This is a genomic window from Pseudomonas sp. CCC3.1, assembly GCF_034347405.1.
Classification (GTDB): domain Bacteria; phylum Pseudomonadota; class Gammaproteobacteria; order Pseudomonadales; family Pseudomonadaceae; genus Aquipseudomonas.
In genome coordinates, this window is the sequence record NZ_CP133778.1 from 3554337 (window position 1) to 3567628 (window position 13292).

The window sequence follows — 13292 nt, forward strand, 5'->3', positions numbered from 1 at the left end:
CCTTCCTATGGCGCCGGGTTGGGGATGCGCTGATGGATGGCCTCAATCCGGTTCAGGATTTCTTCATTGAGGGTGACGTTGCGCGCACTGAGGTTGTCGCGCAGTTGAACCAGACTGGTCTGCCCGGTCAGGGCGCTGGCCACAAAGGGTTTGTTGATGACGTACGCCAGGGCCAATTGCGCCGGAGTCAGGTTGTGCTCTTGGGCGATCTGCACATAACCGGCGATGGCTTCTTGTGCCAGCACGCTGTCGTAGCGACTGAAGGTTCGATACACCGCCGCCAGACGCGAGCCCTCAGGACGCGCACCGCCCAGGTACTTGCCGGTGAGTGTGCCGAACGCCAGCGGCGAGTACGCCAGCAGCCCCACGCCTTCGCGATGGGTGAATTCCGACAGGCCGCCTTCGTACAAGCGATTGAGCAAGCTGTAGGGGTTTTGCACGCTGACAATTCGCGGCAGGCCCAGGCGCTCGCTCTGCTTGATAAATTCGGCCACGCCCCACGGCGTTTCGTTGGACACACCGATGTGCCGCACCTTGCCCGCCTTGACCTGATCGGCCAGCACCGACAAGGTTTCTTCGATGGCCACGCTCTGCGTGTCCTCGACATACGGGTATTCGCGCTGCCCGAAAATATTGGTCGGGCGATCCGGCCAGTGCAGTTGATAGAGGTCGAGGTAGTCGGTGTTGAGGCGCTTGAGACTGCCGTCCAGGGCTTCGACGATGTTGCGCCGGTCGTGACGGGTCAGGCCGTCGCGAATGTGCAACTGGCCGCCGGGTTCACGGGCCGGACCGGCAATTTTGCTCGCCAGCACGATGTCCGCACGACGCGCGCTGTTCGCCGCCAGCCAATTGCCGATGTAACGTTCGGTGGTGCGCCAGGTTTCGCCGCGAGTGGGCGTGGGATACATCTCGGCTGTGTCGATCAGGTTGACGCCTTCGGCCAGCGCCAGTTCGATCTGCTGATGGGCATCGCTTTCGCTGTTCTGATGGCCCCAGGTCATGGTGCCTAGGCCCAGAACACTGACTTTAATATCGCTGTTGCCCAGTTGACGGTAATGCATGGGAAGTCCTTTTAAGTGTTTAGCACTGCCAAGGGCTTATGCACCGAACATGCCACGGACAATTACCGGATAACGAACACCTGCCCGCCTGCGCGCTTTGGGTCTATTCACTTACGTACACAGCGCGACGCATTGTTGAGCGTCATGCAATCTGCTTATCAACTGTTTAACCACCAACAACACACCCCGGTAGGAGCGAGCTTGCCTCGCGATCTTTTGATCTTTTAAAAGATCGCGAGGCAAGCTCGCTCCTACCGGGGTGTAATGCGCAATGGTGTTAGAAACCTGGAACGATCTGACCTTTATAGCGGGTCAGGATGAACTGACGCACGGCATCGGAGTTCAGCGCCTTGGCCAGTTTCTGGATCCCCGGATCATTAATGTTGTCCGGGCGGGCGACCAAAAATTCGATGTACAAGTCCTTGCCCTTCTCGACAATCAACGCACTGTTGGTGTCGATACCGGCTTCCAGCGCGTAGTTGGCAAACACAAAGGCCAAATCAACCTGGTTCACCGAACGGGCCAGCATCGCGCCTTCCAGCTCACGGATATTCAGGTGCTTGGGGTTGGCCACGATGTCACGCGTGGTTGCCTGCGGATTGCCCGGCTCTTTGAGGGTAATCAGCTTGGCTTCCTCAAGCAGCACCAGCGCGCGACCCGCGTTTACCGGGTCATTGGGAATCGCCACCGAAGCGCCGTCTTTTAACTCCGCGATGTTCTTGATTTTGGTCGAGTAAGCACCAAACGGTTCGATGTGCACCCCAACGACAGGCACCAGATCAGTTCCACGGGTCTTGTTGTACTCATCCAGAAACGGCCGGTATTGGTAATAGTTGGCGTCGATGTTCTTTTCCGACAGCTGTTTGTTGGGCTGGATAAAGTCGTTGAACACTTTGATTTGCAAATCAACGCCCTCCTTCGCCAACTCAGGCTTCACAAATTCAAGGATTTCGGCGTGTGGTACCGGGGTGGCGCCAACCACCAGCTTTTCATTGGCCTGGGCGCTAAAGGCAGCAACCACGGCCACCAGAGCAAGCAGCTTTTTCATTGCACAAACTCCAAACAATTAGAAATGGACCGTCTCAGCGACGGCTGTAATGCGAAACCAGACGATCCCCTGTCATTTGCAGCCCTTGCACCAACATGACCAGCAGCGCCACGGTGACCACCATGACGTCGGTCTGAAAACGCTGATAACCAAAACGAATCGCCAGATCCCCAAGGCCGCCACCGCCGATCACGCCCGCCATCGCGGTGTAATCCACCAGCACAATGGCGGTCACAGTGACGGCGGCAATCAACCCCGGGCGCGACTCTGGCAACAAGGTGTGCCAGATGATTTGCCACGTGGTGGCGCCCATGGACTGGGTGGCCTCCACCAACCCGCGATCAACTTCGCGCAATGCGGTTTCCACCAGCCGCGCGAAGAATGGCGTGCACCCCACCACCAACGGCGGAATAGCCCCGGCCACGCCCAGCGAAGTCCCAGTCAGCAACGTGGTCACCGGGATCAGCACAATCAGCAAAATGATGAAAGGCAGCGAACGCAGAATGTTCACCACCACCGACAGCACCCGATACATGCCCGGTTTAGCGTGCAACTGCTGCTTGCCGGTGAGGTACAGCAGCACCCCCAATGGCAACCCCAGCAGCACGGTAAAACCCAGAGCCATACCGAGCATGCTCAAGGTATCGAGGCAGGCCTGGCCGATTTCCGGCCAGTTAATATTGCTTAGCAGCGCCCCCATGTTCACGACCAGTCATGGCGCGGCGGGTTAACCCCGTTCAGCAACCAGTTGCCGACCACGTGGTACTTCCAGCGCACCGGATCGTGCAGGGTGTGCACGCGGGCGTTACGCCAGTGTCGATCATGGTTGTGGCGCGCCAGCGAAGAGCGCGTGCCGCCCAGTTCAAACAGCCGGGTGCTGGCTTCCAGAGCGATTTCCGTGGTCAGCACTTTGGCTTTGGCGACGGCCACCGAGGCACGCGCCACACCGTCTTCATCGGGTGCCGCACGCACGCTGTCCATGACCTTGCCCGCACGTTCGAGCAAGGCTTCGGCGGCGTCCAGTTGAATGCTCAGCTTGCCGATCTGGATGATCGTCAGCGGGTCGTCACTGGCCTTTTCCAGCCCTGAATCGATCCATGGGCGCGCGTGATCACGAACAAAGCTCAGGGTGTCGCGCAAGGCGGCCCGGGCGATACCGGCGTCAATTGCCGCCGTGGTGATTTGCGCAAAAGGCCCGGCCAGGGTCGGGTTTTCATAGGAGCGATAGGTCTTGAAGACGTTGAACGCTGGCACGCGCAGGTTTTCAGCCAACACCGTGCCGCTGGCCGTGTTGCGCTGACCAATGCTCGACCAGTCATCCACCACAATCAGCCCCGGGGTGCTGCGCGGTACAAACGCCAAGTGGGCTTTTTCTTCGTGATCCAGGGCCAGCGCACCGAGCCAATGCGCGTACAACGAACCGGTGCAATAGCCTTTGCGACCGTTGATGACCACCTCATCGCCTTCAGTGACAAAACGGGTCTGGATGTCTTGAACGGTCTTGCCGCCGGTTTCTGAAATGGCATTGGCGAAGCGATTGCCCTTGAGCGCGAGGTCGAAGAACCAGGCTTTTTGCTCGTCGGTGCCCTGCAGGCGGATGTCTTCAAGCAAGCAGTAGTGGTTTTGCGGGATCTGCCCGAGCGAAGCATCGGCAGCAGAAATAATGGCGATTACTTCAGCCAGCGTGGCGTACGAGATCTGTGCGCCACCCCATTCTTTGGGTACGGTAATGCCCCACAGGCCGCTGTTGGAGAACACGTCTACCACCTCGGCGGGCACTTCACGCAGCCGGTCACGCTCAGCGTCACCTTCGAGTAAAAACGCCGCCACTTTATGGGCGACGTCTATGGCTTCTGCGTCAGTGCGGATGACATGGGCATCGGCGACAGACAGTGGATAAGGGGCGTCGGCAGGGGTGTACGACATGAAGTTCTCACTCTTTACTCGTGTTGGATCGCCAACAGGGGCGACCGTTACAGGAGGCTGAGCAGGAACTGTGCCAGATATTTTTTACATATAAATCAACAGATTATGTTTTATGCAGGGCCCGCATAGTTGTCAGGGCAACAGTCTGCGCAGCAACTGTTGATGTGCCAACACCTGCTGCCAAACCTCGTAGCAGTTGCCGAGCCCCGCGAGGCTACGTCCGGCGGCGGAGCCGTCGTAAATAGCCTATTGCGGTCCTTCAGTTAAATCGGCTTCTCAGACTTTACGATCGCTGCGCAATCGGACGTAGCCTCGCGGAGCTCGGCAACTGCTACACGCTATCGGGTCAGTGCCCGACTACGGCGGCGCCGGTCTGGCGCTGGCCATGGGGGAAACCATGGCTGCGGGCGCGCAATACAATCCACCATCCGGCCAGCAACAGCACCAGCAATACCCAGGGGAAGGCGCTCACGCCGACTTGGTCCAGCAACACGCCACCGGTGAGCGCACCGGCGGCAATCGCGCTGTTCCACACCACCACGTTCATCGACAGTGCAACGTCGGCGCCCTCGCCTGCCGTATCGGCCAGCGCTGTTTGCAATAAGGTTGCTGCGCCGCCAAAGGACAGTCCCCAGACAAAAATACCCGCGTACACCACCTCCGCAGATTGGGCGAACAGGCCAAACAGCAGGGCGATTGCCGCGAACGTTGCGAGGCTGGCGAGCACGGCTTTGCGCAAGTGCCGATCGACCAGACGCCCCGTCACCCAAATGCCCAGCAACGCCGCAAGACCGAACACCAGCAACACGATGTCGACTTCATTGGCCAGGCCCGCCGGGGCTACAAACGGCGCGATGTAGGTGTAGAGCATGTTGTGCGCGAGCATCCAGGTCATCACCACGGCGAGCACAGAACGCACGCCCGGCGTTAGCAGCACCTGGCGCAAACCGATGCGCTGGGAGCTGGCCTGCCCAGGGTAATCCGGCACTTTGACCAGTACCCAGACCATCAGCACCAGGGTCAAGAGCGACATCAGGCCAAACGCGGTTCGCCACCCCACCAACGATCCCAGCCACGTGCCCAGCGGCACCCCGAGCGACAGGGCAATCGGGGTGCCAACCATCGCCACTGCCATGGCTCGACCCTGCAAATGCGGGGCGACCATACGCCGGGCGTAACCCGCCAACAGGCTCCAGGCCAAACCGGCAGAAGCACCGGCAAAAAACCGCGCAATCAACGTCACGCCATAGTGCGAAGACCACGCGGTAATCGAGTTGAACAGCAAGAAACCGACAATCGTCAGCAGCAACACATTGCGCCGCCGCCAGCCTTGAGTGGCGATGGTCAGCGGGATCGCTGCCAGCAATGAGCCCAACGCGTAGACCGTGACCATCTGCCCGGCCAGCGCAGATGACACCTCAAGCCCGCTGCTGATCTGGGTCAGTAAACCCGCAGGTAACGTCTCGGTGACGATGCAAATAAAACCGGTCATGGCCAGCGCCAGCAGCGCGCCCATGGGTAATCGTTCAGTGGTGTTTTGCCCTGCCGTCATCGCGTATTCCAGCCTTATCAAATTATGTATCGATGAGTACAAATGTAGGACAGGCAAAAGCTATTGGTCAACGACTTTTGTATCGACTAGTATTTATGTCTTACACAAAAGGAGACTGAAATGGCCCAGATGGGACGCCCACGTACGTTTGACCGTGACGCGGCAATCACCCAAGCCATGCACCTGTTTTGGGAGCACGGTTACGATTCCACCTCACTGAGTCAGCTCAAGGCGAACATCGGCTCGGGGATTTCCGCGCCCAGTTTTTACGCCGCCTTTGGTTCCAAGGAAGCCTTGTACAAAGAGGTGATGGAGCGCTATCTGAATACCCATGGCCGGGTGACCGAGAGCCTGCAAGACACGACAATGGCGCCGCGCGAGGCCATTGAACGGGCATTGCGCCGCTCGGCCAACATGCAATGCGAGCCAGGGCATCCACGGGGGTGTCTGGTCACGCTGGGGCTGATGAACGCCAGCTCAGCACAGACGGTGTGTGCCCCGCTCGCCGAAACCCGTGCCCGCAACCGGGCCGGGTTTATTGCCTGCGTTGAGCGCGCTGTGGCCTCGGGAGAGTTGGTCGCACACACCGACCCTGTAGCGCTTGCCACGGTATTTGAAAGTTTTTTGCTGGGGCTGACGACCCTTGCCCGGGACGGCGTATCGCATGCCGTGCTGGACGCGGGTGTGACGCAGGTAATGAGTGTGTGGGACGCTATGTGCGCCGATACACACCGCGCCTGATACTCCCGCGCGATCTCGTAGCAGCTGCCGAGCCTGCGAGGCTGCGTCCGATTGCGAAGCGATCGTTAAGCCTAAGTGCAGTGTTTAACTGGCGCCCCACAGTGCTTGATGTTACGACTGCTGCGCAGCCGGACGTAGCCTCGCAGGCTCGGCAACTGCTACGAAATCGGCTTGCTGCACACCCTGAAATCTCCCACAGGGGTACTCATTCCTGCTTTTGCCGGGTCAGTTCCTCAATCAGCAATTGGGTCGGCGCTGTGAGTGCTACGCCCTGCCGGGTGACGATTTCATAGGGTTCGCTGCGTGATTTCAGCTCAAGCGCCAAGCGCGTCAGCATGCCGTGGCTAACAGCCATTTGCGCGACGTCTATGGGCATCACGGCGACCAGTTGCGGGTCTTGGCGCAGCAACGAGAGCGTGGTGAAGGTCGACGAGGTTTCTATCGGGTAAGTCGGAAAGCTCAGCCCGGCTTCTCTGAACTCACGCTCCAGGGTCAAGCGCATGGGCATGTTGACCGGGAACACCACCCACGACGAATCCGCCAGTTCGCTCAACGACAAGGCACTCCGGCCAGCAAAGCGGTGCGCGGTGTTGGCAACCACGATCAACGGTTCTTGGTCGCGAAAACGGCAGTCATACGCCGCCGGGTGTTTGCTGACGCTGGTACGGCAGATGGCCACGTCCAGCCGCCCTTCATCGAGCAAGGCCAGCAGCCGGGCGCTGGTGTCTTCGACGATTTCGACCGATAACTGCGGCTGCTTGGCGCGCAATTGCGCCAGGCACTCCACCAAGGCTGGCACTGCGCCCATGATCACCCCCACCGATAGCCGCCCGCCATGGCCTTGCATGATGCCGAGCATTTCTTCGCGCAAGTGCGCCACGTCCGTGTGGATCAACCGCGCATAGCGGATCACGCAACGCCCCAGGTCATTGGGGGTCAGGCCTTTGGTCGTGCGCTCGAACAGGGTTGAGCCCAGAGTCGATTCTATTTCGTGCAGTGCCTTGGTCGCGCCGGGCTGGGTAATGGCCACCGACTCGGCCGCCTTGTGCAGCGAGCCGAATTCGTCCAGCGCAATCAACAACCGCAATTGCTTGAGGCGCAGCCGGGAAATGATGGTAGTGAGGGGTGGCAGCATAGGGGATGACTATTGGTTATCGCTCAATCAGCATCTGTCATTAGGCAGCATCCCTGACAAAAATTAAAGTGAACGCCAGAGGGAGCTGACAGCTCCGCCATAAAAATAAACGGCCAAGAGTTCACGTCATGCGTTTGATCCAATTTGAAACAGCTCAAGACCAGCGCCAGGTCGGCGTGATCGAGGGTGACCAGATCCACATCGTGCAGGGCACTGAAAACACCCGTGAACTGGCCCTCAGCGCCATTCGTAAAGGCCATGGCCTGGTTGAAGAAGTGCTGGCCCGAGGCACCCAGCAGAGCCCGCTGAGCTACCGCCAGCTACTGGAAGAAGGCCGCGTATTGCCGCCGCTGGACCATGAAGACCCGGCCCACTGCCTGATCAGCGGTACGGGCTTGACCCACTTGGGCAGCGCCTCGACCCGCGACAAGATGCACCAGCAAAACACCTCCGATCAATCCGCCATGACCGACACCGCGCGTATTTTCCAGTGGGGCATTGAAGGCGGCCGTCCAGCATCCGGCACGGTGGGCGTTCAGCCGGAATGGTTCTACAAGGGTGATGGCTCGATTGTGGTACGCCCCGGCAGCGCCTTTGATAAGCCTCCCTTCGCAGAAGATGCCGGCGAAGAACCCGAGCTGACCGGCCTGTACGTGGTCGGCGACGATGGCAAGCCGTACCGTGTGGGCTTTGCCTTGGGCAACGAGTTTTCTGACCATGTGATGGAGCGCCGCAACTACCTGTACCTCGCGCATTCCAAACTGCGCAATTGCAGTTTCGGCCCTGAGTTGCGTGTGGGTGAACTGCCGCGCCACCTGACCGGCATGAGCCGCATCCTGCGCGGCAATGAAGTGGTCTGGGAAAAAGAGTTTCTGAGCGGTGAGGACAACATGTGCCACAGCCTGGAAAACCTTGAATACCATCACTTCAAGTACACCCAGTTCCTGCGTCCCGGCGATGTGCACGTGCATTTCTTCGGCACCGCCACGCTGTCGGTTGCCGACAATATTCAGACCCAAGAAGGCGACCGGTTCGAGATCAGCATGCCTGAGTTCGGCGCACCGCTGATCAACGGCATACAGGCAGGCGCCGCTGAACTGCCTGCCGGTAAAGTCACAACGTTGTAGAAGCACTTGGCGGGTCTGTGCCCGGACCCGCTCCCCGCTTGATAAAAAACATAAAAAAGCGAGATGAACATGAACAGTAAAACTGCATCCGCAGCTGCGCCCCAAGCCGCTGAAGTCGCGGATGCCTCGCGGCCGACCACGGTGCGCTGGCGCATATTTTTGATCCTGCTGCTGCTATCGGCGATCAACTACATCGACCGCGCGTCACTGTCGGTGGCCTTGCCACTGATTTCCAGCGAATTTGAAATGACCCCGGCCCTGGAAGGCCTGATGCTGAGCGCGTTTTTCTGGTCTTACGCACTGATGCAAATCCCTGGCGGCATGCTGCTGGACCGTTTTCAGGTGCGCAATATCGTCGGTGTTGCCACGGTGGGCTGGGGCTTTTTCCAGGCCATTGCAGGCGGTGCTCACAGCTGGATGACCTTGCTGGCCACGCGTATCGGTCTGGGTGTGGCGGAATCACCGATCATGCCCGCCGGTGCCAAGTTGAACGGCGCCTGGCTGACGCCCAATGAACGCGGGCGCGGTGCAACCCTGGTCGATGGCGGCGCGCCGCTGGGTACCGCGTTTGGCGCAATCATCATCGCGGGCCTGATCACTTGGTTCGATTCATGGCGTATCGCATTCGTGATCGCCGGTGTCGGCACCATGATTGTCGGTGTCTGGGCGTGGTGGTACATCCGCAACAACCCGGCTGAGCACCCGAAGGTCAACGCAGCTGAGCTGGCCTATATCACCAACGCCAACGCCGAAGCGGCAAAGACCAACGGCGAGCGCAAAGCGATCCTCAAGGACCTGCTCAAAAGCCGCTCGGTACTGGCGATGTTCGCCGGTTATGCCTGCTACAACAGCGTGTTCTACGGCCTGTTGACCTGGATGCCGAGCTACCTGCACAAAGCCCACAACCTGGACATCAAGGCCATGGGTGGCGCTACGTTCCTGATCTTCATGTGCGGCTTTATCGGCGAGATCTTCGGCGGTTGGCTGGCCGACAAATGGAAAGACGCGGGCGGCGCGCCTAACAAAGTCATGCGCACCATGTTCGGCGGCTCGGCTGCCATTGCGGCCCTGTGCATCCTGCTGGTGGCGTACACCCCGGACGCATTCACAGTGATTTCACTGCTGTGCGTCGCGCTGTTTTTCATTCGCTGGTGCGGCATGTACTGGTGCTTGCCCGCCATTCTGGGCGGCAAATCCAAGGCGGGCGTGCTGGGTGGCAGCATGAACTTCTGCGGCAACATGGTCGGTGTGATTGTGCCGATCCTGATCGGCCTGATCGTGCAGTTCACCGGCTCGTATTTCCTGGCGCTGATCTTCTTTGTGGTGATGGCCTTCGGCCTGATGCTGTTCTCCTCCCTCATCGACTATCGTGAACGCGGCCTAGCCTGAGGCTCTGCATTTCATTGAGGTAACTGTGATGCAACTGATAACTAAAACAGGCAGCGAAAATGCTGCCAATGCCGTGATCCGACTCAACCCGCTGGACGATGTGCTGATTGCCCGTCAGCCCATCCCCAAGGGCCTGGTGCTGGAAGCCGAAGGGCTTGAAGCCCTGAACGCCATTCCATCTGGCCACAAGATCGCAACCCGTGACCTGGAGGTCGGCCAACCGCTGCGCCGCTACGGTCAGATCATTGGTTTCGCCAGCCAGCCGATCAAGGCCGGTGAGCATGTGCACGTGCACAACCTGGCCATGGGTGACTTCGCTCGTGACTACGCCTTTGGCGTTGATGCGCGTGGTATCGAGACCCCGGCCAACGACACGTTCATGGGTATTGTGCGGGCAGATGGCCGCGTGGCCACCCGCAACTACGTGGGCATTCTGACCTCGGTGAACTGCTCGGCAACGGTGGCCAAGGCCATCGCTGATCACTTTCGCCGCGACATCAACCCGCAGGCCCTGATCGACTACCCCAACGTCGATGGCGTGGTGGCCCTGACCCACAGCTTCGGGTGTGCCGTTGACCCGAGCGGTGAAGCCCTGACCATGTTGCGCCGAACCTTGGGCGGCTATGCCATCCACCCAAACTTCGCCTCGGTGCTGATGATCGGCCTGGGCTGCGAAACTAACCAGATCGCTGACTTGCTTGCAGCACAAGGGCTGGAAAAAGGCGAGTTTCTGCGCGCCTTTACCATTCAGGGCACCGGCGGCACCTCGAAGACCATTGCCAGCGGGATCGAGCAGGTCAAGTCGCTGCTGGCCGAAGCCAACCGCGTAGAGCGTGAGCCGGTGAGCGCCAAGCACTTGATCATCGGCCTGCAGTGCGGCGGTTCGGATGGCTACTCGGGCATCACCGCCAACCCGGCACTGGGCAATGCGGTAGACCGCCTGGTTGCCGCAGGCGGCACCGCGATTTTGTCCGAAACCCCGGAAATCTATGGCGCCGAGCACTTGCTCACGCGCCGTGCCGTCAGCCGCGAAGTGGGCGAGAAACTGATCAAGCGCATTCACTGGTGGGAAGACTACTGCACGCGCATGAACGCCGAGCTGAACAACAACCCGTCAGCGGGCAACAAGGCCGGTGGGTTGACCACCATCCTTGAAAAATCCCTGGGCGCGGTGGCCAAGGCTGGCTCCAGCGATTTGGTCGACGTTTACGAATATGCCGAAACGGTGCGGGCCCATGGGCTGGTGTTTATGGACACACCGGGTTACGACCCGATTTCTGCCACCGGACAAGTCGCGGGCGGCGCCAACCTGATTGCCTTTACTACTGGACGCGGCTCGGCTTACGGCTGTGCGCCCTCGCCGTCGATCAAGTTGGCCACCAACACCCGCCTGTGGGAAACCCAGGAAGAAGACATGGACGTGAACTGCGGCGGGATTGCTGACGGCAGCATGACCATCGAAGAACGCGGCGAATACATCTACCGCATGATGTTGCGCATCGCCTCTGGGGAGCGCAGTAAAAGCGAGCAGCACGGTTACGGCCAAAACGAATTTGTGCCGTGGCAGATCGGGGCGATTACCTGAGCCTGTGAGTCACACACCCACCTGTGGGTGGCCTGGCTTGCCAGCGATGCAGACGATGCGGTTTTTCTGTTGAACCGCGTCGAACCCCTCGCGGGCAATGCCCTCTCCCACAGGTTTCACCGTTTGTTCAAGGAGACTGATATGACCCAGATTACCGGCCAGAACTTTATTGGCGGCCAGCGCAGCGGCGCTGGCACTGTTCATCTGCAAAGCCTGGACGCCACCACCGGTGAGGCGCTGCCTTATCAATTCATTCAAGCCACAGACGCTGAAGTTGACGCTGCCGCCAAGGCTGCCAGCGCGGCATTCCCGGCATTTCGCAGCCTGCCAGCCGCTCGCCGCGCCGAGTTTTTAGAAGCCATTGCCGAGGAAATCGACGCGCTGGATGAAGCCTTCGTGGCCACCGTCTGCCGTGAAACCGCCTTGCCTGCCGGGCGGATTCAGGGCGAACGCGGGCGTACCAGCGGCCAGATGCGCCTGTTCGCCCAAGTGCTGCGTCGCGGCGATTTTTATGGTGCGCGCATCGACCAAGCCCTGCCCGACCGTCAGCCTCTGCCGCGCGTAGACCTGCGCCAGTACCGCATCGGCGTCGGCCCGGTGGCGGTGTTTGGCGCCAGTAACTTTCCGCTGGCATTCTCGACCGCCGGTGGCGACACCGCCGCTGCGCTCGCCGCAGGTTGCCCTGTGGTGTTCAAGGCGCACAGCGGGCACATGGCAACGGCCGAGTGGGTGGCGCAGGCCATTGTGCGTGCCGCCGAACGCACTGACATGCCAGCTGGCGTGTTCAACATGATCTACGGCGCCGGGGTTGGCGCAACGCTGGTCAAGCACCCGTTGATTCAAGCAGTCGGTTTTACCGGCTCGCTGTCGGGCGGGCGCGCCCTGTGCGACATGGCCGCTGCCCGGCCACAACCGATCCCGGTGTTTGCCGAGATGTCGAGCATCAACCCGGTGGTGCTGCTGCCAGAAGCCTTGAAACAGCGCGGCGCGCAAATCGCCAAAGACCTGGGCGGCTCAGTGATGCTGGGCGCCGGGCAGTTCTGCACCAGCCCGGGCCTGGTACTGGGGATTGCCTCGCCAGAGTTCAGTGCCTTTGTCGACGCGCTGGGCCAGTTTTTCAGCGCGCAACCGGCACACACCCTGCTCAATGCCGGAGGCCTGAAAAGCTACGTCAAAGGGGTCAGCCATTTGGCCTCAGTCGATGGCATCCGCCATATCGCTGGTTCGCCGCAACAGGGCAATCAGGCCAATCCGCAGCTGTTTCAGGCCGATGTCAGCTTGCTGATCAATGGCGCAGACGTGTTGCAGGAAGAAGTCTTCGGCCCGACCACCCTCGTCATCGAAGTGGCTGACAAGGCGCAGTTGCTGCAAGCGTTACACAGCCTGCGTGGCCAACTGACGGCGACGCTGATTAGTGAGCCGGCCGATTTGCAGGCGTTCGCTGACGTAGTGCCGGTACTTGAGCACAAGGCAGGTCGCCTGCTGATCAACGGCTACCCGACCGGGGTGGAGGTGAGTGATGCGATGGTCCACGGCGGGCCCTACCCGGCGACATCAGATGCCCGTGGGACATCAGTGGGCAGCCTGGCTATCGATCGCTTTTTGCGCCCGATCTGCTTCCAGAACTACCCGGACAGCCTGCTGCCCGATGCGCTCAAAAACGCCAACCCGCTGGGCATTCAGCGCTTGCTCAACGGTCAGCCTAGCCGCGAGGCGCTGAACTGACTG

The 13292-nt window shown here is 60.1% G+C and carries 11 protein-coding genes; 5 read left to right on the forward strand and 6 right to left on the reverse strand.

The genetic code is table 11. The annotated features are described in order from the left end of the window. Positions 1-5: 5 nt before the first annotated feature. The 5 genes from RHM56_RS15610 to RHM56_RS15630 form a co-directional block, all read right to left on the reverse strand. On the reverse strand, positions 6-1061 hold the full coding sequence (locus RHM56_RS15610; RefSeq protein WP_322233628.1) for an NADP(H)-dependent aldo-keto reductase: 1056 nt from the start codon (positions 1059-1061) through the stop codon (positions 6-8). 277 nt (positions 1062-1338) lie between these two features. Beyond that, entirely contained in the window at positions 1339-2109 is a 771-nt protein-coding gene (locus RHM56_RS15615) for a MetQ/NlpA family ABC transporter substrate-binding protein (RefSeq protein WP_322233630.1), read from the reverse strand. 34 nt (positions 2110-2143) lie between these two features. Next, entirely contained in the window at positions 2144-2809 is a 666-nt protein-coding gene (locus tag RHM56_RS15620; RefSeq protein ID WP_322233632.1) for a methionine ABC transporter permease, read from the reverse strand. Positions 2810-2811: 2 nt separating this feature from the next. Further along, positions 2812-4035: an SfnB family sulfur acquisition oxidoreductase gene (locus RHM56_RS15625; protein WP_322233634.1), complete on the reverse strand. Its 1224-nt coding sequence runs from the start codon at positions 4033-4035 to the stop codon at positions 2812-2814. A gap of 346 nt (positions 4036-4381) precedes the next feature. Further along, the gene (locus RHM56_RS15630) at positions 4382-5587 is read right to left on the reverse strand and encodes an MFS transporter (RefSeq protein WP_322233636.1); all 1206 of its coding nucleotides are present in this window, start codon (positions 5585-5587) and stop codon (positions 4382-4384) included. Positions 5588-5707: 120 nt separating this feature from the next. Here RHM56_RS15630 and RHM56_RS15635 point away from each other — a divergent pair, with 120 nt between their 5' ends. Beyond that, positions 5708-6328 (forward strand): TetR/AcrR family transcriptional regulator, encoded by a 621-nt coding sequence (locus RHM56_RS15635; protein ID WP_322233638.1) that lies wholly within the window; start codon positions 5708-5710, stop codon positions 6326-6328. Positions 6329-6533: 205 nt separating this feature from the next. On the opposite strand, the gene RHM56_RS15640 is transcribed toward RHM56_RS15635, so the two are convergent. Continuing rightward, the gene (locus RHM56_RS15640) at positions 6534-7463 is read right to left on the reverse strand and encodes a LysR family transcriptional regulator (protein WP_322233640.1); all 930 of its coding nucleotides are present in this window, start codon (positions 7461-7463) and stop codon (positions 6534-6536) included. Between the two features lie 128 nt (positions 7464-7591). Here RHM56_RS15640 and araD1 point away from each other — a divergent pair, with 128 nt between their 5' ends. The 4 genes from araD1 (at position 7592) to RHM56_RS15660 (ending at position 13289) form a co-directional block, all read left to right on the forward strand. Beyond that, positions 7592-8590 carry an AraD1 family protein gene (araD1, locus tag RHM56_RS15645; protein WP_322233642.1) on the forward strand — a complete coding sequence of 333 codons (999 nt, stop codon included), beginning with the start codon at positions 7592-7594 and terminating at the stop codon, positions 8588-8590. A 69-nt stretch (positions 8591-8659) separates the two neighbouring features. Further along, positions 8660-9979: an MFS transporter gene (locus RHM56_RS15650; protein ID WP_322233644.1), complete on the forward strand. Its 1320-nt coding sequence runs from the start codon at positions 8660-8662 to the stop codon at positions 9977-9979. Between the two features lie 28 nt (positions 9980-10007). Next, positions 10008-11564, forward strand: a complete 1557-nt coding sequence (locus RHM56_RS15655; protein ID WP_322233647.1) for an altronate dehydratase family protein — start codon at positions 10008-10010, stop codon at positions 11562-11564. Positions 11565-11705: 141 nt separating this feature from the next. Beyond that, positions 11706-13289: an aldehyde dehydrogenase (NADP(+)) gene (locus RHM56_RS15660; RefSeq protein WP_322233649.1), complete on the forward strand. Its 1584-nt coding sequence runs from the start codon at positions 11706-11708 to the stop codon at positions 13287-13289. Positions 13290-13292: the final 3 nt, after the last annotated feature.

What these genes read in the sequence shown, in the direction of transcription:
- RHM56_RS15610 (WP_322233628.1), bottom strand. Translation starts at nt 1,061, where the DNA reads ATGCATTACCGTCAACTGGGCAACAGCGATATTAAAGTCAGTGTTCTG.
- RHM56_RS15615 (WP_322233630.1), bottom strand. Translation starts at nt 2,109, where the DNA reads ATGAAAAAGCTGCTTGCTCTGGTGGCCGTGGTTGCTGCCTTTAGCGCC.
- RHM56_RS15620 (WP_322233632.1), bottom strand. Translation starts at nt 2,809, where the DNA reads ATGGGGGCGCTGCTAAGCAATATTAACTGGCCGGAAATCGGCCAGGCC.
- RHM56_RS15625 (WP_322233634.1), bottom strand. Translation starts at nt 4,035, where the DNA reads ATGTCGTACACCCCTGCCGACGCCCCTTATCCACTGTCTGTCGCCGAT.
- RHM56_RS15630 (WP_322233636.1), bottom strand. Translation starts at nt 5,587, where the DNA reads ATGACGGCAGGGCAAAACACCACTGAACGATTACCCATGGGCGCGCTG.
- RHM56_RS15635 (WP_322233638.1), top strand. Translation starts at nt 5,708, where the DNA reads ATGGCCCAGATGGGACGCCCACGTACGTTTGACCGTGACGCGGCAATC.
- RHM56_RS15640 (WP_322233640.1), bottom strand. Translation starts at nt 7,463, where the DNA reads ATGCTGCCACCCCTCACTACCATCATTTCCCGGCTGCGCCTCAAGCAA.
- araD1 (WP_322233642.1), top strand. Translation starts at nt 7,592, where the DNA reads ATGCGTTTGATCCAATTTGAAACAGCTCAAGACCAGCGCCAGGTCGGC.
- RHM56_RS15650 (WP_322233644.1), top strand. Translation starts at nt 8,660, where the DNA reads ATGAACAGTAAAACTGCATCCGCAGCTGCGCCCCAAGCCGCTGAAGTC.
- RHM56_RS15655 (WP_322233647.1), top strand. Translation starts at nt 10,008, where the DNA reads ATGCAACTGATAACTAAAACAGGCAGCGAAAATGCTGCCAATGCCGTG.
- RHM56_RS15660 (WP_322233649.1), top strand. Translation starts at nt 11,706, where the DNA reads ATGACCCAGATTACCGGCCAGAACTTTATTGGCGGCCAGCGCAGCGGC.